18 protein-coding genes are annotated in these 22,162 nt (G+C 44.6%); 9 read left to right on the plus strand and 9 right to left on the minus strand.

The window, feature by feature from the left end:
• Positions 1 to 20: 20 nt before the first annotated feature.
• Positions 21 to 233 carry an RNA-binding protein hfq gene (locus tag NG798_RS06220; RefSeq protein WP_261221125.1) on the minus strand — a complete coding sequence of 71 codons (213 nt, stop codon included), beginning with the start codon at positions 231 to 233 and terminating at the stop codon, positions 21 to 23.
• A 232-nt stretch (positions 234 to 465) separates the two neighbouring features.
• Between NG798_RS06220 and dapF the strand changes: the two genes are divergently transcribed.
• Both dapF and NG798_RS06230 read left to right on the plus strand, forming a co-directional pair.
• Positions 466 to 1,302: a diaminopimelate epimerase gene (dapF, locus tag NG798_RS06225; protein ID WP_261221127.1), complete on the plus strand. Its 837-nt coding sequence runs from the start codon at positions 466 to 468 to the stop codon at positions 1,300 to 1,302.
• A gap of 693 nt (positions 1,303 to 1,995) precedes the next feature.
• Positions 1,996 to 3,138, plus strand: a complete 1,143-nt coding sequence (locus NG798_RS06230; RefSeq protein WP_261221129.1) for a hypothetical protein — start codon at positions 1,996 to 1,998, stop codon at positions 3,136 to 3,138.
• 176 nt (positions 3,139 to 3,314) lie between these two features.
• Here NG798_RS06230 and NG798_RS06235 read toward each other — a convergent pair whose 3' ends face one another.
• A complete protein-coding gene (locus NG798_RS06235; RefSeq protein ID WP_261221131.1) occupies positions 3,315 to 4,970 on the minus strand; it encodes a DUF1565 domain-containing protein in 1,656 nt (551 codons plus the stop codon).
• Between the two features lie 247 nt (positions 4,971 to 5,217).
• On the opposite strand from NG798_RS06235, the gene NG798_RS06240 reads away from it, so the two are divergent.
• Positions 5,218 to 6,300, plus strand: a complete 1,083-nt coding sequence (locus tag NG798_RS06240; RefSeq protein WP_375338954.1) for a thiamine phosphate synthase — start codon at positions 5,218 to 5,220, stop codon at positions 6,298 to 6,300.
• A 74-nt stretch (positions 6,301 to 6,374) separates the two neighbouring features.
• The gene (gene thiS / locus NG798_RS06245) at positions 6,375 to 6,584 is read left to right on the plus strand and encodes a sulfur carrier protein ThiS (protein WP_261221133.1); all 210 of its coding nucleotides are present in this window, start codon (positions 6,375 to 6,377) and stop codon (positions 6,582 to 6,584) included.
• A gap of 68 nt (positions 6,585 to 6,652) precedes the next feature.
• Here thiS and NG798_RS06250 read toward each other — a convergent pair whose 3' ends face one another.
• Both NG798_RS06250 and NG798_RS06255 read right to left on the minus strand, forming a co-directional pair.
• Positions 6,653 to 8,029: an aminopeptidase P family protein gene (locus NG798_RS06250; protein WP_261221135.1), complete on the minus strand. Its 1,377-nt coding sequence runs from the start codon at positions 8,027 to 8,029 to the stop codon at positions 6,653 to 6,655.
• Positions 8,030 to 8,267: 238 nt separating this feature from the next.
• A complete protein-coding gene (locus NG798_RS06255) occupies positions 8,268 to 8,609 on the minus strand; it encodes a hypothetical protein (protein WP_261221137.1) in 342 nt (113 codons plus the stop codon).
• A 91-nt stretch (positions 8,610 to 8,700) separates the two neighbouring features.
• Here NG798_RS06255 and NG798_RS06260 point away from each other — a divergent pair, with 91 nt between their 5' ends.
• Positions 8,701 to 9,150, plus strand: coding sequence for a DUF4332 domain-containing protein (locus tag NG798_RS06260; RefSeq protein ID WP_261221139.1), 450 nt, complete (start codon positions 8,701 to 8,703; stop codon positions 9,148 to 9,150).
• A gap of 180 nt (positions 9,151 to 9,330) precedes the next feature.
• Here the strand turns inward: NG798_RS06260 and NG798_RS06265 are convergent, their stop codons facing one another.
• Complete coding sequence (locus NG798_RS06265; protein ID WP_261221140.1) at positions 9,331 to 9,951, minus strand: TetR/AcrR family transcriptional regulator; 621 nt, start codon at positions 9,949 to 9,951, stop codon at positions 9,331 to 9,333.
• Between the two features lie 247 nt (positions 9,952 to 10,198).
• Between NG798_RS06265 and NG798_RS06270 the strand changes: the two genes are divergently transcribed.
• The 3 genes from NG798_RS06270 to NG798_RS06280 all read left to right on the plus strand — a co-directional run bounded on the left by NG798_RS06270 (position 10,199) and on the right by NG798_RS06280 (position 14,489).
• Entirely contained in the window at positions 10,199 to 11,710 is a 1,512-nt protein-coding gene (locus NG798_RS06270) for a pitrilysin family protein (RefSeq protein ID WP_261221142.1), read from the plus strand.
• Between the two features lie 198 nt (positions 11,711 to 11,908).
• The gene (locus tag NG798_RS06275) at positions 11,909 to 13,327 is read left to right on the plus strand and encodes a pitrilysin family protein (protein WP_261221545.1); all 1,419 of its coding nucleotides are present in this window, start codon (positions 11,909 to 11,911) and stop codon (positions 13,325 to 13,327) included.
• Positions 13,328 to 13,676: 349 nt separating this feature from the next.
• Complete coding sequence (locus NG798_RS06280) at positions 13,677 to 14,489, plus strand: hypothetical protein (protein WP_261221144.1); 813 nt, start codon at positions 13,677 to 13,679, stop codon at positions 14,487 to 14,489.
• 94 nt (positions 14,490 to 14,583) lie between these two features.
• Here NG798_RS06280 and NG798_RS06285 read toward each other — a convergent pair whose 3' ends face one another.
• A complete protein-coding gene (locus NG798_RS06285) occupies positions 14,584 to 17,454 on the minus strand; it encodes a zinc-dependent metalloprotease (RefSeq protein ID WP_261221146.1) in 2,871 nt (956 codons plus the stop codon).
• A gap of 981 nt (positions 17,455 to 18,435) precedes the next feature.
• Between NG798_RS06285 and NG798_RS06290 the strand changes: the two genes are divergently transcribed.
• Complete coding sequence (locus NG798_RS06290) at positions 18,436 to 19,452, plus strand: type I glyceraldehyde-3-phosphate dehydrogenase (RefSeq protein ID WP_261221148.1); 1,017 nt, start codon at positions 18,436 to 18,438, stop codon at positions 19,450 to 19,452.
• Between the two features lie 50 nt (positions 19,453 to 19,502).
• Here the strand turns inward: NG798_RS06290 and thiL are convergent, their stop codons facing one another.
• From thiL to NG798_RS06305, 3 genes are all read right to left on the minus strand, one after another.
• Complete coding sequence (gene thiL, locus NG798_RS06295; RefSeq protein ID WP_261221150.1) at positions 19,503 to 20,516, minus strand: thiamine-phosphate kinase; 1,014 nt, start codon at positions 20,514 to 20,516, stop codon at positions 19,503 to 19,505.
• 146 nt (positions 20,517 to 20,662) lie between these two features.
• On the minus strand, positions 20,663 to 20,947 hold the full coding sequence (locus NG798_RS06300) for a hypothetical protein (protein ID WP_261221152.1): 285 nt from the start codon (positions 20,945 to 20,947) through the stop codon (positions 20,663 to 20,665).
• Between the two features lie 90 nt (positions 20,948 to 21,037).
• A complete protein-coding gene (locus NG798_RS06305) occupies positions 21,038 to 22,135 on the minus strand; it encodes a peptidylprolyl isomerase (RefSeq protein ID WP_261221154.1) in 1,098 nt (365 codons plus the stop codon).
• Positions 22,136 to 22,162 lie beyond the last annotated feature (27 nt).

The following is a 22,162-nucleotide window of genomic DNA, read 5'->3' on the forward strand; positions in this document are numbered from 1 at the left end:
CAAATGACCATTGACAAACTTTAACTTTTGGCTTTGAGATAGGCGATGGCATTGCGCCAGAGTATGATTTGCTGGTTGTTGCTCTCGACAACTGCTATACAATCATCGTCTTGCCATCTTGCTTCGCCTGTGATCACATCGCCGGTGATAAGTTTGATTTCCATCACCTGTTTGTCTTTAATAAAGTTCTGAACAATGCGAACGCTGGGCAGGTTGGTGTTAAAGGTAGCCATAATTAAGTCGTTTTTGCGAAAATTTGCAATTTTTTTTTACCAGAAGTCCGTGCAGAGTTTGCTCGAAACTCTCCTTCGGTTGTACCTTAAAAAGAGGCATGGATCGTCCAAAAAATCAAAATGCTTTTGTACGACTGTCTTTTGTAAGAGTGTTTTTGAGCCTCTCACAAATGACTTTTGACAAATGACTTTTGACATGAGAACAAATTACGCTCAAGGAGAAAGCTGACTAATGGGTATAGATTTTACAAAGTATCACGGTTTGGGGAATGACTTTATTTTGATTGATAATCGGGCTTCTTCCTCTCCTCTGCTGAGCCCTCATCAGGCTGTGGAATTATGCGACCGGCATTTTGGTATTGGCGCCGATGGGGTGATTTTTGCTCTGCCTGGAAGTGCCAACACTGATTATACAATGCGGATTTTTAACTCGGATGGCTCTGAGCCTGAAATGTGCGGCAATGGTATCCGCTGTTTGGCGAAGTTTCTGGCTGACTTGGAAGGGGTAAATGGCGAAAAAGAATACCGTATTGATACGGGTGCCGGCGTAATTATGCCGCAGTTACGCTCGGATGGTCAAGTGACGGTGGATATGGGGGAACCGCGTTTGCTTGCTGAAGAAATACCGACGACTTTGCGGGGTGCCGGTGAAAAGGTAATTCAGGAAACGCTGGAAGTGGCTGGACAAAATTGGGAGGTTACTTGTGTAAGTATGGGTAATCCTCACTGTGTTACTTTTGTCGAGGATGTCGCCACAATTGATTTAGAAAAAATTGGGCCTGTGTTTGAACATCATGGCGTTTTTCCCAAGCGTACAAATACTGAATTTATACAGGTTGTAGCGCGAGATTCCGTGAAAATGCGGGTGTGGGAACGGGGGGCCGGTGTTACGCTTGCCTGTGGGACGGGTGCTTGTGCTTCTTTGGTTGCAGCGGTTTTGACCGGCCGGTGCGACCGCAGTGCTACGGTAGAACTCCCCGGCGGTTGTCTGCAAATTGAATGGAGGGCAACCAATAACCGGATCTACATGACAGGGCCGGCAATTCGGGTGTTTAGTGGTTGTTTTTAATTTATCAAAAGTTACTTACTCAAAAGTCATTGGTTAGTCAGGTTGTCGAAAGGGTTATTGGTCATCCGACTAACTTTTTGAGTAACTACTATTTGGTGTCATTTGTCAAGAGGCTTTTCTACCCTTGACAAATGATAGGCTCTCAAAAGAAAAAGAATAAAGTCCCCAGTTGACGCTGGCTTTGTTCTTTTTTTACCGGCTAACACCAACACCATTTTTTAGGGTGGTGGGGTGAAGGTTAAAAATCGTTGAATTGCCTCTGGTAATTTGCCGCTTTTTGCTCAAGGCTATAGTTTTAACAAAGCTCATCAGTGTGATGTAACTTTGGATTGACTAGGCTATATTTTAAGATATCATGGCTGATGAAGCAAAAAAATTGACTAAAACAAAATTTCTGAAAAAAATTGCTCACTCAAAAATGAAAATATCTTTAAAAAAGCCTCCCGAATTCAAAAAAATCTGATAAGATTAAAAGGAAACAAAAAAACTTGGGAAATCATAAAACAACAGCAATCAAGGAAAAAAAAAAGGAGAGAAACAAGCTTAACAATAATTTAACTGCCGGTAACAAGACAAGAAAAATCGCCAAAAATCAATCTATCAAGCAAGAGATAGAGATTTTGGGAAAAACTGAAAAAATATAGAAAAAAATAGGGTGCATTGGCCCCAATCAGCAAAAATAGGGAGATTTCAATGGGTGGAGGTATTTATCTCATTCAAGATGATGACCGGCTTGTAGAAATGAAAGAACAAGCCTATGACTCAGAAGACAGACTGCAAGAACTTTTAGAAAAATATCCCGACTTGATGGCCGGGAAAATAGATCGAGCGACTCCCCGGCGCTGGTTGGTAATAGTCCGAGATATGGCAATTCCTTTAGAAGAAGAAGGTAATGGCCGGTGGTCGCAGGATCGATTATTTCTTGACCAAGATGCAATTCCAACCCTGGTAGAAGTAAAACGCAGCAGTGATGCTAGAATTCGTCGAGAAATCATCGGGCAAATGCTGGACTACGCCGCCAATGCGGTGATTTACTGGCCGGTGGAATCAATAGTCGTGCAATTTGAAGCCAACTGTCGAGAACAAGGACGCGATCCAGAACAAGTTTTCGAGAAATTTTTAGGGCCCGATGCAGACGAGGAGGAATTTTGGCAAAAAGTCAAAACCAACTTGCAAGCCGGGAAAGTTCGCTTAGTATTTATCGCCGATCAAATTCCGGCAGAAATGCAGCGAGTCGTAGAATTTTTGAATGAACAAATGGACCCAACCGAAGTTTTAGCCGTTGAAATTAAGCAATATGTAAGCGAAGACGGTTTAAAAACATTGGTGCCGAGAGTTATTGGCCAAACTGCGGAAGCACAGCAAAAAAAATCCAGCGCCACCCGTGAGCGTCGGCGTTGGGATGAACAATCATTTTTTGAAGAATTCGCAGTGCGACAAGGCAGAGAAGAAGCTAAAATTGCCAGAAAAATTCACGCTTGGGTCAGAAGTCAAGAACCGCTTTTATCCGTACAGTGGGGAACCGGTGACACCTACGGAGGGTTTGCAGCAAAAGTTAAACAAAAATCTGGGTCGGAATTATTCACACTTGATATTTCTGGTCAATTAGAGATTTCTTCAAGCGTTTATGCGGCCCAACGCCCTTTTAATTATCAAGAAAAATGGCAAGAGTTAAGAACTCGTTTAAGTTCCATTGGTCTATCACTTCCGGCTGACTACCACGAGAGAAGATTGCCTTCTTTACCCTTGTCCACCTTGGAAGAAGAAGAGGCACTTAATACATTATTAGAAACCTTTGAATGGGTGGTAGGTGAAATTGAACAAGCCGGAACTTAGTAAAGGCTAATCCCATTTTATAGCAATTAAAATGGGGTTGAGATTGGGTGATTATATTAACAAACCAATCAAGGAAGACATTTCCGGCTTGTGAGGATCATTTTTTTAATAGCTGCCTAGAGTGATTTGTCCAAAGGGTGATCAGTGGTGATTTACTACCTTTGGACAAATGCCTGTTAGGGCAACTCTTCCATGCGAGCCTTAAAACCGTTGCTTTCCAGCCTTTGAATTAACTCTTGGGCATTGTTGCGGGAACTAAAAACACCCGCCTGCATAACAACTCGACCATTTAAAAAAGTGCGGAAAGCTTCGGGAAACAGCGCTCGGACGCGACCTTGTTCACGGTCGCTAGTGACATCCACAATCACCCGATAGCGCAAGGAACCGCTCCCCGCCGCCGCCGGAGACGGCGTAAAAGCGCCACCACTACCCAAGGGAATACTAGCACTCGGCACCGGCAAAACCCCACCAGAACCGGCCCCACCCCCCGGAGGCGCTTCAAAACCAGGCAGAGTGGAAGGCCGAGAAATAGCAGCATTTTGGGGCACTGCCGCAGTTGCAGGCGGGGGAACTGGAATATCAACGGCAGTTTGAGCAGACACCGGCTCGTAGGGACGAGGGCCAGGAAGTGCAGGCCGGCTGGGCGGGAAATTATTATTAGAATTGGCCGGTGGTGCAGAAGGCAGAGGAAGAGCGGGCCGAGTCGCAACAGGGGGCGGGCTAACACTGACTCTACCCGATAAATCAATACGACCGGCAGTGCGGTTGCCCATAATTTGATTGCCGAAAGCAGGAATCATTTCGCTGGCTTTTTGGGCGTTGATATCTAACTGACCATTGTTGCGAAGCACGTTACCCCCCGCTTCGGTGGCCGTGCCTAAGTTTGGTTGCGACTGACCGAGAGCAACAATTCCATCTTGAATATTGCCTTCAATATAATTATTTCGCAGTACCGGCCTTGCCCTGTTTTGGACAATCACCCCCGAACGGTTGCGGAAAATACGATTGCCGGTGAGAGTCGGGACACTGTTACCACCGATGTTGACGCCATAGCCGGTATTTTCAAAAATATTGTCGCTGATTTCTGGGCTGGAAGTCCCAAAAACCGTAACTCCGTTCGCACCGTTTTGACGAAATTGGTTGTTGCGGATCACCGGCGAGCTATTACCGTTAACAGAAACCCCGTCGTGGGTGCTGCCGGTGAAAGTATTGTCGGCGATGACGGGGCTGGTAGACTCAACCCAGACAGCATAGCCGCGCCCGGTCGGGTTGCTGATCGTCAGGCCGGTAAGACCGGCTTCGTCTGCTCCTAAAATAGTGATGCTTTGGCTGCCAACGGTCGGGCTAACGTAGCCACCGCCGCCGATAATTTGGATGTTGCGTCCTTTGGAGGCTGGATCTCCTTGGAGTATCACTCCAGGTTTCATAATAATCGGAAAAGTTTCGCCGGTTTGGGCGCTATAGGTGCCAGGGGCTAAAACGATGACGCTGTTGGGTGCCGCCAGGCCCAAGGCACGGGTAATTGTTTTAAAAGGGGCGCTTTGGCTGCCGTTTCCGCCGCTATCATCGCCGCTGTTGGAGTTGACGTACAAGACGTTTTGGTTAGATGCTTGGGCGAGGAGGGAGGGGTTTGTGGGAAACTGTAGGGCGTTTGCCGCTGGGCTGTAGCTAATCAGGCCGGCGCTCACTGCTAGGCAGACTCCTAAAATCAACGTTTTGGGAGAAGACACCGCTAGGGCGAGCCTCAGATTTTGGTGACTGGAATAAGAAGGTAACGTCACGACTTGCCTCCAAGGTGGGTTAAAATTTGTTGTTTGTTGATAAAATTGCACCCGGTCTATTTTACTGAGATATTTTATGCCGTCTGGTAGGGTGGCTGATACCCCCTCTACTATTGCTTTTTATTTTGTCGGATCTGTGATCATAAGCAGCAAAGCTTAAAAATGTTTCCAGCTATTGCTACAAAGAGGTTAAATTCTTAGGAAAAACGCTAAAACGCGACAGACTGGGAGCCAACAATAAATTTAATTGACTATGGGGGTGTTAATGATGGTGGATGGATCGAATTGGGGTGAACCAATGCAAGGTTTTAGTCTCTCTGTTGCTCAAAATGCCGTTTTTCGGATTTTAGATGCCAATCTTGACCGCGCTAGGGAAGGTTTACGAATTCTTGAGGAGTGGTGCCGGTTTGGTCTTAATAATAGTTCTTTTGCGGCTGAGTGTAAGGAAATGCGGCAAGAGTTAGCCAAGTGGCACTCCCCAGAGTTGCGTGCGGCGCGCGATACTTTGGGCGATGTTGGTACTGCCCTTTCTCACCCCCAAGAAGAGCGCCGCGCCAGTATTACGGATCTTTTGCAGGCGAATTTTAGCCGCGTGGAGGAGGCTCTGCGGGTGCTTGAAGAATATGGCAAGCTTTATCATCCTCAGATGGGTTCGATTTTTAAGCAGATGCGTTATCGGGTTTATAACCTCGAAAGTAGTTTGATGGCTTATCCTCGTCATCAGCTTTTGCAGCGCTCTGGTTTATATTTGGTGACTTCGGCGGCAGAGCATTTATTTACCATTGTTGAGGCGGCTCTTCAAGGAGGCTTGACTTTAGTACAATATCGTGATAAGGAATCCGAGGACTGCGAGCGTCTGCGGAATGCCAAAATCTTGTGCAATTTGTGTCACCGTTATGGGGCGCTGTTTATTATCAATGACCGCGTAGATTTGGCCCTGGCAGTAGATGCTGATGGGGTACATTTGGGTCAGCAAGATGTGCCTATTGCGATGGCTCGTCAAATGCTTGGCCCTGCTCGTGTGATTGGTCGTTCGACAACGAATGCAGAGGAGTTGCAAAAGGCGCTTGACGAAGGGGCTGATTATGTTGGCGTGGGGCCGGTTTTTGAGACTCCCACAAAGCAAGGCAAGGCGGCTGCGGGTTTTGAATATGTTAGTTATGCCGCCCAAAATTGTCCGATTCCCTGGTTTGCGATTGGGGGAATTGATATGACAAATTTAAATGATGTTTTGGGGGCCGGCGCCCAGCGAGTGGCTGTGGTACGGGCAATTATGCAGGCAGAACAGCCTACGCTTGTGACTCAGTATTTTATTTCCCAGCTTAATCGATTTCAAACAATGCGATATTTGAAAAGTTCGGAGTCGGTCATTAATCCTTAATCATTTGTTAGGAGTCTTCATCTAAATAGTTAAGGCTTATTTGTCTTTAGTTGCAAGCAGAAAATCAGGAGAATATGGCAGAAATTAAGTTACAGGTTAATGGTGAAGAAAAAAACTGTGAAGCAAATACAACGCTGCCGGTTTTTTTGGAAAAATTGGGTTTAAATCCTCGTTTGGTGGCCGTTGAATATAATGGCGAAATTTTACACCGGCAGTTTTGGCAAGAAACTGTGATCAAACAAGGCGACCGATTAGAAATTGTTACCATTGTTGGCGGCGGTTAGGTTCGAGTAATTCCTTGATTTTTCATAAAATAGCCGGCGGGGGTAATTAAGCCCAAAATAACCTAATCTTATTCACCCCCAACCAAAGCCTCAATTTCCGCCACCCCAGCAGGCAAATCAGCAGTAAAAACTTCTGTACCTGTTTCCGTTACCAAAACATCATCTTCAATCCGAATTCCCCGCACATCCGCAAACAAAGATAACTTGTCCCAATTCACAATTTCCGCATATTTTGCCCGTTTTTCGGGGTCATTTAAAAGTGCCGGTACCTGATAAAATCCAGGCTCAATAGATGTCAGCATCCCCGCTTTTAAACACCGATTTAACCGCAAGTAACCCAAGCCAAAACGCTCACTCCGGGTGCGTCCTTCCTCATAACCGGCCAAATCTCCCAAATCTTCCATATCATGCACATCCAAACCGATTAAATGCCCAATTCCGTGCGGGAAAAACAAAGCATGAGCATCCATTACTACTAAATCTTCGGCCTTTCCTTTTAAAATTCCACAAGATACCAAACCTTCCGCAATTACCCGACAAGCCAATAAATGAATATCCATATATTCCACACCCGGACGCATCTTTTCAATACAAGCATCATGCGCCGCCAAAACTACCTCATAAATATCTTTTTGCGTACTAGAAAACCGGCCAGAAACCGGCCAAGTGCGAGTCACATCCCCCGCCCAACCCAGAGAAGTTTCTGCACCCACATCAGCTAATAATAAATCACCGGAATTTATTTGATTATGATAAGACTCATTGTGCAGAACTTCCCCATGTACAGAGACAATACTATTATAAGAAGTCGTCATATTTTCAGACATAATCACCGCTTCCATAGCAGCCCGAACCTGAGCCTCGAATTTTGCTGCCAAAGTTGCTTGCATTCCCGCTTTATGGGCTTGGGTTGTTACTTTTGCCGCCTTGCGTAATTCAGAAATTGCCAAATCATCATGGCATAAACGCAGAGAAACAATTGCTTTGATTAATTCTAAATCAATTCCTTGTGGAGATTTAGCCGGAAAAATAGGCCGGTTTAAAACTTCAATTTGTTGCTTTTGAACTGTTAAATTTTGTACAAAAATTGTAGCCGCACCGGCAGCTTTTGCCGGTAATTCTGCCAAATCAAAAACAGCATCAGCCCCAATTAACTCAGCCAACTCTTGACGTTTTGGCATTTCCCCATGCCAAAGAGCACTTTCTGGGGTTGCTTCATCAATAAATAACTCTAACTTGCCGGCATCCAAACGAATCGCCGCATTTTCTAAAGGCAAACCGGCAAAATAAAGAAAATGACTACTAGCCCGAAAACGATAAACATTAGCCGGATAATTCCGTGAACAACTACGCCCCGACCACAAAATTACCGGAAAATTAACTAACGCTGCTAATTTTAAACGACGTTCCCGCAAAGCCGGTGAAACATTTACCCCAAAATCCATAGCATTAACCTCAAATGATACCCAATCCAGCATTAAAAACCATTTAACCTCAAAACACAAGCAGACAAACCATCCGCGTTAATCTGCGTTAATCTGCGGTTAAAAAACAAAATTCTCTGACACAAATGCACAAAACCCAACAAACCAAACTCAACAAATTAAATGAGCCTATATAGAAAGAACCTCTCCCAGTGCGAGAGAGATCCTTTATCTCATCTGGGTAAAAAACCCCTAAATTTTAGGGCTTCTTTTTCTTATCATTATCATCATCATCATCATCATCATCCTCATTATCATTATCATCTGCATCGCCCTGATTATTAGGCTGCGATTGGTTTTGTGGCACGGCGTTGGGTTGTACAGGTTGCGGTGGCGCAACAGGCTCAGGAGGCTTAGGACCTTGGCAACCGGTCAATCCAAAAACACTTACCAGCAAAAGCCCAGTCATAAATTTGGCAAGAGTTTCGATAGTGTCGATTAAATTTCCTGATTGATTTTTTGGCGTTAACATCAGCAACCCTTTAGTTAAAAAAAGCGAACTCCTTCTTAAGATAAGATAAACAAAAGCAGATGCCGACAAATTTTAGTGATTAGTCAGCATCTCCTCAAACATCGCCAGTCTTGCTTTTGGAGGGGGGCAAGCCGGTGAAAAAAAACTGTGCAAAAAACTTATGGCAACCAATCAAAAAACCTATCGAAAGAGTATCCAAAATTGTGACTGGCCCCTCGACCAGCTACCTGGATTAAGCGAACAAGATCGAAAACAACTGAGCACAGCCGGCATTACAAATACCGGCCAACTCCTTAAAAAAGCCGACACAGCAAACCAGCGACAAGCCTTAGCAAATTACTTGCAAATCCAGATTCAATATGTTAACAAATGGGTAGCTTTAGCAGATTTAGCCCGCTTACCAGCAGTAGGATGCGACTATTGTGGGCTATTGCTTCATGCAGGAGTCGGTTCTGTTAGCCAACTTTCCCAAATGCCAACCCACCGACTATACCAGCAAGTTTTGCGCCTACAAGTAGCAACAATGCAACGGCGAGATTTATGTCCGTCCGTTGAAATAGTGCAGCAGTGGATACAACAAGCACAAACGCTAGAAACAAAGCACATATAGGACTGAGGCATCAAGAGCAAAGAAACGGGGTTTTTTAGCTTATTTGCGTTGCTTGAAGGAAGGATTTTCGGAAAAAAACCCGCTTTTTGACTTTCCATGCGTTTGTCCGAACAGATAAACTTTTCTCTGGGGGGCGCCGGTTCTTGGGCCAGTCTCCCAGAAGAAAAATTAATCCGGCGATCATTTTGCGTCTGGATTCAAAACCCCATTGAGAAAAATATCTGCCAAACCCTCGGCCATTTCCAGCATCGCTTGGGGAGAACCGCCACCCTCAAGCATGGTATCTTGACTAAACCCAGCCACCGCAAACATCCCCAAAAATACTTGAGCGACGATCCGGGGGTTCATCTGGCGATAGACGCCGCGATCCATTGCCGTTTGAAAAAAAGCCTCAGCAACATCCGTCATTTTGGCGATAACCTCCTGCTGAATTTGTTCGCGCAGATCGGGATGAAACTGAGCTTCTAAAAAACAGACACGCATCATGTCTGCATTTTCGTGTAGTCGTAACATTCGCCGGCGCATTACTTGGGCCACTGCTTTATAACTGCCCATTTCGCTCAACTCGGTCAGCAGGTCGGTTAGCAATTCGACCCATCCTTGCGTTGCGACTTCCACTAAAATTGCTTTTTTGGTGGCAAAATGACGAAACAAAGTCCCTTCGGCAACACCGGCAGCATTCGCTAAGTCGCGGGTGGTGGTGCCATCGTAGCCTTTATGAGCAAACAAACGCTGTGCCGCCTGCAAAATCCGAGTCCGTGTTTGAGCTTCAGATTGGGGAGGCCGGTTAAATATTCGCATAGCAATCAATTAATACTTAACATTAGAATTTGTAAGGCTATTGTCCTACGCTCAGAAGGGAAATATCGAAAACTTTCACAGTTCGTTAACTTTGAGCCGTATTTAGCAGCTAACCTAACCCGCGATTCTTTTGGAATAGCACGCCAAATTGTTGTATTTTATGAGTCTTCGTTTTGTTTTTTCAGGTCTGATACCTACAAAACCCCGCCGCCGCTCGCCTTTTTTGGGGTGGCGTCGTTTAGGAATAATGCTTTTGGTTGTGGCACTGCTGTGGCCGACATCGCCGCTTTCGGCAATTGCCGGCATTACAAAATCGCAACAAATCGCTCAGTCGATCCAACCTTATCTGGATCGAGTGATCAGCCGAGTTAGCGAGTTCCGCCTTGAAAATGGCATGAAATTTATCGTCCTCGAAAGACATCAGGCGCCGGTGGTTTCGTTTCTCACCTATGCTGATGTTGGCGGGGCAAATGAACCCACTGGCAAAACAGGTGTCGCTCACTTTCTTGAGCACCTTGCTTTTAAGGGCACGCGCCGCATCGGTACCAACGATTTCGCAGCCGAACAACCGCTGCTAGAGAAACTCGACCAACTCGACGCCCAAATTCGCGCCGCTAAAGCTGCGAAAAATGATTCGCAGGTGGCTAAATTACAAGCCGAATTCAATAAAATTGAAGCCGATGCTGCTCAATTTGCTGTTCAAAATGAACTCGGCAGAATTGTTGAGCGTTCTGGTGGTGTCGGGCTGAATGCGAATACTTCGACTGATGCAACACGCTATTTTTATAGCTTTCCGTCGAATAAATTAGAGCTATGGATGTCGCTGGAGTCGGAGCGATTTTTAGAGCCGGTTTTTCGGGAGTTTTACAAAGAAAAAGAGGTGATTTTAGAAGAACGCCGGATGCGTACTGATAACTCGCCGATTGGTAAAATGATTGAGGTGTTTTTGGATGCGGCTTATAAAGTTCATCCCTACAAGCGTCCGGTTATTGGTTATGACGAAGATATCCGCAATTTGACTCGCCAAGATATCCAAGATTTCTTTGATACTTATTATGGCCCTAGTAATTTAACGATGGCTGTTGTAGGTGATGTTGATCCTGCGGAAGTTAAACGTTTGGCTGAGATTTATTTTGGTCGCTATCCAGCTAAACCGGCCCCGACCGATGTCCAAAGTGTTGAACCTCCACAAACGGAAACTCGCCAAGTTACTTTGCAGTTACAAACTCAGCCTTGGTATTTGGAAGGATACCACCGGCCTGCTATGAATCACCCGGATCATGTGATTTATCAGATGATTGCTTCTTTGTTGAGTGATGGTCGGACTTCGAGGCTTTATAAGTCTTTGGTTGAACAAAAACAAGTGGCGTTAAATGCTCAAGGGTTTAGTGGTTTTCCTGGGGAAAAGTTTCCGAATTTAATGCTTTTTTATGCTTTGACGGCACCTGGTCATACAGTTGATGAGGTGCAACAAGCTTTGCATACGGAAATTGAAAAATTGAAAAAGGAGCCGGTTTCTGTAAGGGAGTTAGACCGGGTGAAAACTCAATCGCGGGCTAATTTGTTGCGTTCTCTTGATTCTAATCAGGGCATGGCAGAATTGCTTTTAGAGTATGAGATAAAGACTGGTTCTTGGCGGAATTTGTTTAAGGAGTTGGATAGTATAGCTAAGGTGACTCCGGCTGATGTTCAGCGGGTTTCTAAGGCTACTTTTACTGAGCAAAATCGCACTATTGGTAAGCTTTTACCTCGGTCTTAGGTTTTTGAATTAACCGCAGATAAACGCAGATTAACGCAGATGGGTTTTTGGTTGTGGGTTAGGGGTTGATGAGTGTTTTTTTTGGTTTGATTTTTTTGTAGGGAAGGAGAAAAGATGAGTTATCGGTATTACGGAAAAAGGAAACGGTTTTTGTTTTTGACTGTTGCGGTTTTAGTGTTTACGTTTTTGGTGGGACGTATGCCTGATCCTGCTTTTGGTCAAGCTTCGGCGCAGGGAATGGAGGCTAAACACTATACAGAGTTGCAGTTTCCGCCTCTGCCAGAAATTACGTTGCCGGATTATACTCGCTATCAGCTTGATAACGGGATTACGGTTTTTTTGATGGAGGATCGGGAGTTGCCTCTGGTTAGTGGGACTGCTTTATTTCGCACCGGCGAACGTTTTGAACCGGCAGATAAGGTGGGTTTGGCCGATATTACTGGTGAGGTGATGCGAACTGGTGGCACGAGGAAACATACTGCTGATCAGCTTAATGAGATTTTAGAACAAAAGGCTGCTTCGGTGGAAACGGGGATTTCTATTGATGCGGGTAGTGCTAGTTTTAGTTCTCTTACTGAAGATGTTTCGGAGGTTTTTGATTTATTTGCGGAAGTAGTCAGGATGCCTGTTTTTTCTGCTGATAAAGTTGATTTGGCTAAAACCCAGCGTCAAGGCAGTATTGCTCGCCGCAATGATGATCCTAATGATATTGCCAGTAGGGAGTTTGCTAAACTTATTTACGGCAAAAATAGCCCCTATGGTCGCATAACTGAATATGCTTCGCTTGATAACATCAGCCGTGAAGATTTGGTAGCGTTTTATCAGCAATATTTTCACCCCAATAATATGATTTTGGGGATTGTTGGTGATTTTGATTCGGCGGCGATGCGAAAGTTAATTGCTGAGAAATTTGGTGATTGGCCGGTTGATCAAAATTTTAAGGTTCCGCCTTTGCCTGCGGTTTCTCAGGCTAATAATAGCGGTGTCTTTTTTATTGATCAACCTCAACTAACCCAAAGTTCTGTGCTTTTAGGACAGTTAGGAGGTCAGTTAAATAGTCCCGATTATCCGGCTTTAACGGTTCTCAATGATTTGCTTAATGGCTTTGGAGGCCGGTTGTTTAATGAAGTTCGTTCTCGTCAAGGTTTAGCTTATTCTGTGTATGGTGTTTGGAGTGCTCGTTATGACTATCCGGGGATGTTTATAGCCGGTGGGCAAACTCGTTCTGAGGCAACGGTGCCGTTTATTCAAGGCATTTTTAATGAAATTAAGCGCCTTCGTAGTGAAATGGTTACACCGGAAGAATTGGCGTTTGCTAAAGAATCAACTCTCAATTCTTTTATTTTCAACTTTGCTGACCCGGTTAGTACCCTGTCGCGGTTAATGCGCTATGAGTATTATGGCTATCCGAGTGATTTTATCTTTCAATACCGGCGCGGTGTTGAAGCCACCACAGCAGCGGATGTGCTGCGCGTTGCCCAAACTTACTTAAAACCAGAAAATATGGTGACGTTGGTTGTCGGAAATAGCAGCCAAATTCAACCAGCTTTAAGTAGTTTAGGAAATGGAATCAAGGTAACATCAATTGATATTACGATTCCCGAACCAAAAAGCTAAAAGTTGTCAAGTTGGATCTGGCAATTTATAGCGTCAAGCTAAAAAAAGCTGGGTTTTTGTGAGGATTTTGGCCAGGTGGCTATAAAGCCGATTTTTTTTAAAACAACAGGTAATGGGCCAAGATCAACAGGTAAATCTTGGCTTCCAAACCTGCATCAAGTCCCCCGCCTCCACTACCCAGTCCTTGAATTTTTGAGAAAAAATAGTTAAAAATATCAATAAGCTAATTGTTATTTAGTTGGCCAAGGCAAAATCTATCCCAAGATGGATTATGGCCTGACAGAACGCTAATTAAATATAAATTAGACGTGCATAGTATTGAGCCATCAATCAGTACAGAGGAGAAACCGTGAAGAAATCTTTAACAAAGGGTTTGCTTTTATTATTAAGTTTGAGTGCTTTGAGTATCGTGGGGGGAAATTCGGCGGCAGTGGCCGAACCGCTGCATCTGGAAGAACCCAGCACACAAGAATTATTCAGAGACACACCCACACAGCAACAAACCAATTTAAACGAGACAACACCGCTAACTTTATCGCCCGTTAAAAACTCACCAGCATCTTTGAGTGCGGATGCCACAGAACCGGCACCGACTTTAACGGCAGAAAAACTTGCCAATCGTCCGCAACTGTCTACCTCAGCCTTAGATTTAACGCCAAACACGACAGAAAACGGCCAACTAGAAGCCGGTGTGCCCAACAACACCACCTACGAAATCGCTCAGATCCGCCGCCGCACAGTTGTCCCCGGATCTAACTTTGTCGGCGCTGGTTTCAGCTTTGGTGCCGGTAGAGACGTCCTAGACTTTACTGTATTCAGCAAATTTCAACTCTTACAATTTCCCTCTGACGATCCGGTGGCCAGCTTATCAGTTCGTCCCAGTATTGGGTTTGGCAGTCAGTTAGATATTCGCGTACCGGTTACGGTTGAGCCAAGAATGGCTGTTTTTGACGCTAATGATCCGACAAGCCGGTTCTCACCTTTTGCCGGTTTGGGTGCCGCTATCACCGTTGATGATGGCGAAGCAGACTTTAATGTGATGCTCACCGGCGGTGCCGATTTTCTGTTAACTCGTCAGTTAACGCTGACCGGCATGGCAAACTTGCTGTTTTTAAGTGATGTCGAGTTAGAAGGTCAAGTCGGAATTGCTTATAACTTCTAAAGTCAATGGTCAAGAATCATTGGTCAAAATTCATTAGACTTTTGAACCATGACTCTTGACCAAAACCCCCCACACACCCCTCAAAAAATCCCACTTAACTACTTTCTAACTTTGCGTCCAAAACTTTAGCAATCAAATCGCGGGTTTCTTCTAAATGTGCTTGAGTGTAGGTATCAAAATTACCTCCTTGCGACATAGCTGTACTAATTGCATCTCGCAACTGTCGTAATTTAAACCGGGCTAAGGTGCGAGCATCCTCCGGCGCCTGAGTTTTATTGAGAACCATTGCGGTCAAAATATCGAGATATTCGCGCTGTAAAGAACGCCGCAAACTGGAAATTTTCGTAGGAGCACCGGCCACAATTTCAGTCCAAATGCCGGTTTGGAGAGTATCAAAAACCTCTGGTAATGCCAGAACTTGACCGGGTTGCCCTTTAAGTTCAGCATCTCGCAAGCGAGCTAGACGATTGGGAGACATCAACACCCGCAACACCAACCGCTGTAAAACAGAAACCTGCTCATAAATCGGATAATCTAAACGCGATGGAGAAGAAATTCCCCAATGTACCCAGCGAGAAGGTGCCAAATTATTTAACAAATCTGGGGAAAAACGAAACACCCCATCATTAAACACATAAGTTTGTAAAGTAGCAAGAGCCTGACGCTGTTGCACCACCGGCACCGGCACAAAGGGAGCACGTCGCCCAGGATCATTTTGGTGATTGCGAGTAAAAGACTGTCCGCCCACATATTGAGCCACCACAAATGCCTGCTGTAAATAATAGCTAAACACCGCATTAAATAAATCTCGCAATTCGCTAAAACTTTCACCTTTGGCAGGATAACGTTTTTCCATACCGGCCCACATTGCACGGGCATTATCCATTTGAAGTTGAGCATATTGCACGACATCGGCGCTTAAATCAAAGCGTTGGGCATAGGGGTTTAAATCATCTATCCACACATCTTCATCGGTGGCATAAGCTAATTCTGGTTGAGCAGAACGTTGGGCAATTTTTTCTAAATAAGGCTTTTCTGCTTGGGAAGTAGTGGCCGGTACGGGTTGATAACCATACATAATTGCCCACTCATCATAAACTCCAATAATCGACGGATAATAATCACCCTGTTTTTGACCAATCGGCGCTAAATTGACTGGAAAATAATCCATTACCGAAGCAACTAAGCCTTTTGTGCGAGTAATTGCCTGGTTGTTTAACTCTTGCGGTTTTAAGAAAGTGCTGGCATGAAAATTATGCCTTAGTCCAAGGGTATGACCAATTTCGTGAGCAATTAAAGAGCGAACAAATTGATGGACATATTCTTTCATTTGGGGGCTATCAGGCGTGACATTGTTGAGCAAAGACATCGCTGTGGCACCCACCGTAAATTGATCGGCTGCTTGCAGTCCAAAGCACAAATCATGCCGGTGCATAGCCCTGTTAAGGTTACGATTTAGAGGTTGGTTTTTGTTGTTTGGTTGGGGTAGATAACGATCAAAACTGCTGTAGTTACAAAAATCGGAATTGCCGGCAACTTGAGAAAACAAAGAAGAACCGGCCTGGTTTTTTTCAACCAGGTTACTAAATTCGGTTTTCATGGCGCGGACAAAGTTGGCATCAACGATAATATCAGCATCAAGAATTTCGCCGGTCAGGGGGTTAACACGCGATGGCCCAAGGGCGAAAGCACCATCAAGAGAATTCATCCAGCGAATCGTGTTATAACGCACATCAGAGGGGTTCCAGTCCGCATCATCGGGCATTTGTTTGACTTCGATGGCATTAATAAACCCCGCTTTTTCAAAAGCTTTATTCCACATTAAAACGCCTTCTGTGATCGCATCGCGGTATTCCAGAGGAACGGCGTTATCTATCCAAAAAATAATCGGCTTTTTCGGGGGAGATTGCAGGGCGTTGGGGTCTTGTTTTTCGAGGTTCCAACGGTTGATGTAGCGAACAAAAGGTTCTTGAGAATTTTTGCTGGAAAAATCTTTATAAACTGTGTTGAAATAGCCTATGCGGTCATCAGCAAAACGCGGCAGATAGTTGTTTTTTTCTTGAATTTCCGAAAAACTGTAGTGAGTTCGCAGGGTGAAGGCTCGGCTATCAGCTAAACTTGGTAAATAAGCGTAGTTTTCGCTATTATTGCCGACCTCAAAACTGTACACAGATTCGATTTCTAGGTTGAGGGGAAATGCTTTTGCGTCGCCAAAATAAGATTTATTACGGTCGAGTTGATAGGAACTTCCCAAAACGCCTTGAAACAAGGAAGAAAGCCCCGGAAAGTCTCCGAGTAATAAATCACTTAAATCAACAAGTAGGTTTTTGCTTTCTGGATGGCTGCTTTTTATTGTGAGGGCTGAAAGTACCGAATCGCTAAAGGAACGTTCTAAAGACCGGCGTTGAGGATCGTCTGGGTTGCTGCGAAAATTGACGTTACGAACAACAAATTGCAGGTTTTTGTTGACGCGACGAAAATAAAATAGATAGTCTCCTAATGGCATTCCGCTGTAAATTCCGCGTTCGCCTATGCCTGATTCAAGGGTGATGGTGCAGAGAAAGTTTTTTTCTAGCTGTTCGGGGGTAATTTCTGCAAAAATTTCTCCACTTTCTTTGTTTTGATAAAGGGTGAAAAGTCCTTGTATTTTTTCGCTGCCTTGAATGGTTTTGTCAAAGGGCGATAGTTCTGTTTCTTCTTCTTTTTCTTTGGCAATTAAGGCAGGTTGTGTTTTGCCCTCACTTGTGAACGTTTCTGCGCTGTAGGCTGGTATTGCTAAAAATAAGTTGTGGAGTAATACTGCTAAGAATAGGCCGTTGAGCAGAAATGCTCCGATGGCGATGTGGGGGGGTGTGCGATAGGATGGTACGGACAACCGGCCAGAGGATTGCTTTTTGTCGTGCTTGGCGTGTTTTTCTAAGCTTCTCCTGTGGAGACGTCGGGCGGTTGGATGGATTTTAAACATTTGGGCGGGCGTTCCTGGGTTTGCAGAAAATTACGGGTTGATTTCACCCCCTGGGGGGGTTTTGCAGCACTGTCTGGAGATACACCTGTGCCTGAAACAGCCGATAAGAGTTTTTCTGATTTGATTGTGACAGAGAATGTTAGGTTTTTTGTCATCTTTCTAAAGAAATAAATTTTTATTTGGGTGGGGATGACTTTTTCGTGCTATAGGGTTGAGGCCGGTGGGTTCACAGCGATGAAAATCTGTGTTGAACACAAACAAACCCCAAAAAACTCGAAAAACAAGTTTTCTAATTGCTGGGCAATTAAAATTTGTGCCGATAACAAAACCGTAAAAATTTATATTCAAACTCAGAAAGTTTATCTCAATCAATCTGTATATATAGGGTTTTTCCCTGCTACGCTAAAAACCCGCTTTCGCGCCTATTTCCCAAGTTTAGAACAGGCTTTTAGAACCTCTGTACTGTAGTTTAGACAACTGGAAACCCCCTATAAATAATGTTTTCCTGCGGATAAGCTGGCAAAAAAAAGATAGATTTAAATAATCCAAAAATGCAATAAATAAAGAATATTTTATTTGAGCCGACAGAGCAGATTATTGATTAGTTCGTGCGGTCGCAATTGAAAGACCCCTAGCGCTGACAGCAGAAGAGAAGACAGTACACTGATGTGTCTATTGGCAAAGTAGAAAAGTAAGCGAGAGAGATTTTTGCAAAAAAGATGAAATAAATTCAAAGCTTTAAACAACCGCCTGGAAAAAACAAAGGAAAATTAAAATCCGCTAGATAAAAAACAAAACCAGACAAGCTAGAGCAGAGCCAAGGCAAAATCTCAGCGATCCCCTTTCCGGCAAAGAAAAGCATCCTTGATGCTGTTTTATGGTATTTTCATTACCAAGTCCCGTTAGCGTGGGCGTCGTCGCAGGCGATACACACAGGGACGGTTGAAGTATCTTATAGAGTAAAAAAAGGGGCAAGACGCAGTGATTAGAGTAGCGATCAACGGGTTTGGACGTATCGGACGGAACTTCATGCGCTGCTGGTTGACGAGAACCAACAGCCAACTCGATCTCGTAGCAATTAACGACACTTCTGATCCAAAAACTAACTCGCACTTGCTGAGATATGACTCGATGCTGGGGACGTTGAAGGGTGTAGACATCAGTGCAGATGACAACTCAATTACAGTCAACGGTCATACAGTTAAGTGTGTCTCAGATCGCAACCCGTTAAACTTGCCCTGGAAAGACTGGGGAATTGATTTGATTATCGAAGCGACGGGGGTGTTTGTTGATAACGCCGGCGCATCTAAGCATATTGAGGCCGGTGCTAAAAAGGTTCTGATCACCGCTCCTGGTAAAGGTTCCGATATTGGTACCTATGTGATGGGCGTAAATCATCAGGATTACGAACACGACAAGTATAACGTCCTCAGTAATGCCAGTTGCACCACCAACTGCTTAGCACCGGTGGTGAAAGTGTTGCACGACAACTTCGGTATTATCAAAGGTACAATGACCACCACCCACAGCTACACCGGCGACCAGCGCTTGCTCGACGCCAGCCACCGCGATGTCCGCCGTGCTCGTGCTGCTGCGATCAACATTGTTCCTACCTCCACCGGCGCTGCTAAAGCGGTATCGTTGGTGATCCCCGCCATGAAAGGCAAGCTGAATGGTATTGCTTTGCGTGTACCGAGTCCTAACGTTTCCGTTGTGGACTTTGTGGCGCAAGTTGAGAAAAAGACTTTTGCTGAAGAAGTTAACGAAGCTCTCCAAAAAGCTGCTGAAGGCCAAATGAAGGGGATTTTAGAATACAGCGATTTGCCTTTGGTGTCTTCTGACTATCGTGGTAATGATGCTTCTTCTATCGTTGACTCTAGCCTGACAATGGTGATGGATGGCGATATGGTGAAGGTTGTTTCTTGGTATGACAACGAGTGGGGTTATAGCCAACGGGTTGTCGATCTTGCTGAATTGGTCGCTCAAAAGTGGGCTTAAACGGCTTCAGGACACGGTAATTCCGTGTCCCACAATGGGAAAATTTAAGCTTAAAAATGTTGAAATCCCTGGTTGAGATTCAGTTCTCGGTCGGGGATTTTTCCATTTTTTGAAGTTAAATAAATGCCTGGTTTTGAGGTAATTTCTCCAATAATTTCACAGCCTTTTAAAGTTGCTGCGAGTTGTTGGGCGATGGGTGCCGGTAAGCACAAAACTAATTCAAAATCTTCGCCGCCATATAATGCCCAGTTTAAGGCTTGTTCGGGGGAAACAAGTTTGTTTAAAGCTTGGGGAATGGGGATTTTTTCGGCGTAAATTTTGGCTCCAAGGTTGCTGTTTTGGCAAATTTGAATAACTGCATCGGCTAAACCGTCGCTGCTATCCATACCGGCAAGGGGGAGTGGTGAAAAGGTGGATAAGATATGCCACAGTTGGGGGAGGATGTCGAGTCTGGGGATGGGGCGCCGGTGTGCTTGAATTAGGGTATTTTTTTCTTGCGGTGTGAGGTTTTCTGCGAGTTGAGTATTTAATAATATTTCTAAACCGGCTTTGGAGGCGCCGTGCGGGCCGGTGACAACGATAAGATATCCTGGTTGAGCGTTACTGCGGCGAATGGTAAACTCTGGGTTAACTTGTCCAAAGGCTGTAATCGAAATTGTAATGATGGGTGAGCGAACGATATCTCCACCGGCAATAATTGTGTTGTATGGTTGCAGACAAGAAAGCATTCCTTGGTAAAGGCGTTCTACCCAGTTAACGGGGGTGGTGTTGGGGAGTGCTAAACCAACGGTAATGGCGAGGGGTGTGGCACCCATTGCGGCAAGATCAGATAAATTGGCAGCACCGGCTCGCCAGCCGGCATCTTCTGGGGAGGTTGTGATGTCGCTGAAGTGTACTTTATCTACAAGGATATCTGTGGTGACGGCGAGTGATTGATTCGCTTTAATATCGAGTATTGCTGCGTCATCGCCTACGATATTTGCCGGACAGAATTTTTGTAATTTTTTAAGCAGTCCTTGTTCTCCGATGTCTTTAATTTGTTGCTCTTGATTTTGTTGAGTCACGGATTTTAATCTTGGTAATTTTTGATAGAATTTTTAATAGGAGAGCCGATTTATTTAAGGTTGCTTAAATAGCCTTTCACCCTTGCGAGTGTAAAAGCAAAGCTTTGGCATCCACCGGCCCCAAAGATAGGGGGGTGGCTGATAGTTTAGAGTTTAGGAAAACAATAATAGGTATTACCGTCTTCATCAACTTCTAAAGAAGCGTTAAAAACTTTGGCTTGATTTTCTAAATACTGACGAGCGATTTGGGCATCAACTTTTGCAGCGGCTGCGAGTTGAATCAAAGAAATATTACTATTTTGGGTTTCCAGAAGCCGGTAGAAAGTTGTTTGTAATTGTTGTTGTTGCTGACCGGCTTTCAGGGAGTTAACAATACCGAGAGTAACAAAAGCGCCGGTGCTGAGAAATAACAAAATTTCTATTATTTGCATAAGTAAAGATAAAATAACATACCTATCAAATTTTAACAAAAAAAGGTGGGCTATGCCCACCCTACGAAAAAGATTAAGTTGACAAAGAAATTAGGAGTTTTGGGGTTGGATTAAATTATCGGCACCTCGGACAACTTTAGCGGAGGTAATTTTATCGCCTTTTTTGATTTTTTCGAGGACATCTTTGCCGTCAACCACATAACCAAAAACGGCATACCGGCCATCGAGTAAATTTAAACCGGCCGGTGTTAACTCTGGCTCAAACAAGAAAAAGAAAAACTGAGAAGAACCGCCATTTGGCTCAGGTTCAGGACGCGCCATTGCGACGGTACCATAGGCAGAGAAAGGCAAAACAGGCTGAGCACGATAAAGACCAACATCTTCAAAAATTGTGCCATAAAGAGGTTCCTTTTCACCTTGCACCAAAATTTCTAAAGGAATGTTGCGATATTTGCCAGTTTTGGGGTCAATAAAACCTTCATCCGGGCCGGTGGGGTCGCCGGTTTGCAAAGCATAAGACTCTTCCGAACGAATAAACTCTAAACCATCATAAAAACCGCGCTGAACTAAATCAACAAAATTACCTGCGGTTACGGGTGCGCTGTAACCATCAACCACCAGAGTAATTGGGCCCTTATCGGTGGCTATTTCAACGGTAGCCCGGCCTAAAAGTTGGGGAAGGTTGTTATATTCTTCGGGGACTTGGAAGGGGAAATCTTTCACCATTAAGCCTTCGAGATCGCCGACTAATAGTAATAAATTGCTGCGTTGAATCCAAGTTTGCTCTTTATCTTTGGCTTCTGCTACTTGTTGTAAAGATGTTAAGGCTTGATTGATTTCAGCGATGAGTGCTTCTGCTTGGGATTTTTTCTCATCAGGAACACTGGAGAGCAAATCTTGAGGCTTATTGATAATTCTTTGAGCATCGCTAACATCTCTTTTAACAGCACTCCAGCGCCGGTTGGCCCGCAGTTGTTCAGAAATATCTTCTATGCTTTTCTGTAGTTTTCGCACCGGCTTGTTGTCGAGGGGGAGGGCATATCGTAACAAAGCCCTGCCGTCTGTGATAGCATTGCCGGCGGGCAAGCCGTAATCTCGTTTGTCTGCGGCTGCACTGAGTCCTAACGACAGAGTGATGGCTAGTACGGCTGCGATCATTGTTTTTAGCCAGCGTTTGAATTGATTCATGCTTTTCTTATGTAGGGAGACAGGGTT

This window comes from Ancylothrix sp. D3o (genome assembly GCF_025370775.1).
Lineage (GTDB): Bacteria > Cyanobacteriota > Cyanobacteriia > Cyanobacteriales > Oscillatoriaceae > Ancylothrix.

Excerpts from the sequence above, each read along its gene's own strand:
- NG798_RS06220 (WP_261221125.1), bottom strand. The coding sequence starts at position 233 with ATGGCTACCTTTAACACCAACCTGCCCAGCGTTCGCATTGTTCAGAAC.
- dapF (WP_261221127.1), top strand. The coding sequence starts at position 466 with ATGGGTATAGATTTTACAAAGTATCACGGTTTGGGGAATGACTTTATT.
- NG798_RS06230 (WP_261221129.1), top strand. The coding sequence starts at position 1,996 with ATGGGTGGAGGTATTTATCTCATTCAAGATGATGACCGGCTTGTAGAA.
- NG798_RS06240 (WP_375338954.1), top strand. The coding sequence starts at position 5,218 with ATGCAAGGTTTTAGTCTCTCTGTTGCTCAAAATGCCGTTTTTCGGATT.
- thiS (WP_261221133.1), top strand. The coding sequence starts at position 6,375 with ATGGCAGAAATTAAGTTACAGGTTAATGGTGAAGAAAAAAACTGTGAA.
- NG798_RS06250 (WP_261221135.1), bottom strand. The coding sequence starts at position 8,029 with ATGGATTTTGGGGTAAATGTTTCACCGGCTTTGCGGGAACGTCGTTTA.
- NG798_RS06260 (WP_261221139.1), top strand. The coding sequence starts at position 8,701 with ATGGCAACCAATCAAAAAACCTATCGAAAGAGTATCCAAAATTGTGAC.
- NG798_RS06265 (WP_261221140.1), bottom strand. The coding sequence starts at position 9,951 with ATGCGAATATTTAACCGGCCTCCCCAATCTGAAGCTCAAACACGGACT.
- NG798_RS06270 (WP_261221142.1), top strand. The coding sequence starts at position 10,199 with ATGCTTTTGGTTGTGGCACTGCTGTGGCCGACATCGCCGCTTTCGGCA.
- NG798_RS06275 (WP_261221545.1), top strand. The coding sequence starts at position 11,909 with ATGCCTGATCCTGCTTTTGGTCAAGCTTCGGCGCAGGGAATGGAGGCT.
- NG798_RS06285 (WP_261221146.1), bottom strand. The coding sequence starts at position 17,454 with ATGTTTAAAATCCATCCAACCGCCCGACGTCTCCACAGGAGAAGCTTA.
- NG798_RS06300 (WP_261221152.1), bottom strand. The coding sequence starts at position 20,947 with ATGCAAATAATAGAAATTTTGTTATTTCTCAGCACCGGCGCTTTTGTT.
- NG798_RS06305 (WP_261221154.1), bottom strand. The coding sequence starts at position 22,135 with ATGAATCAATTCAAACGCTGGCTAAAAACAATGATCGCAGCCGTACTA.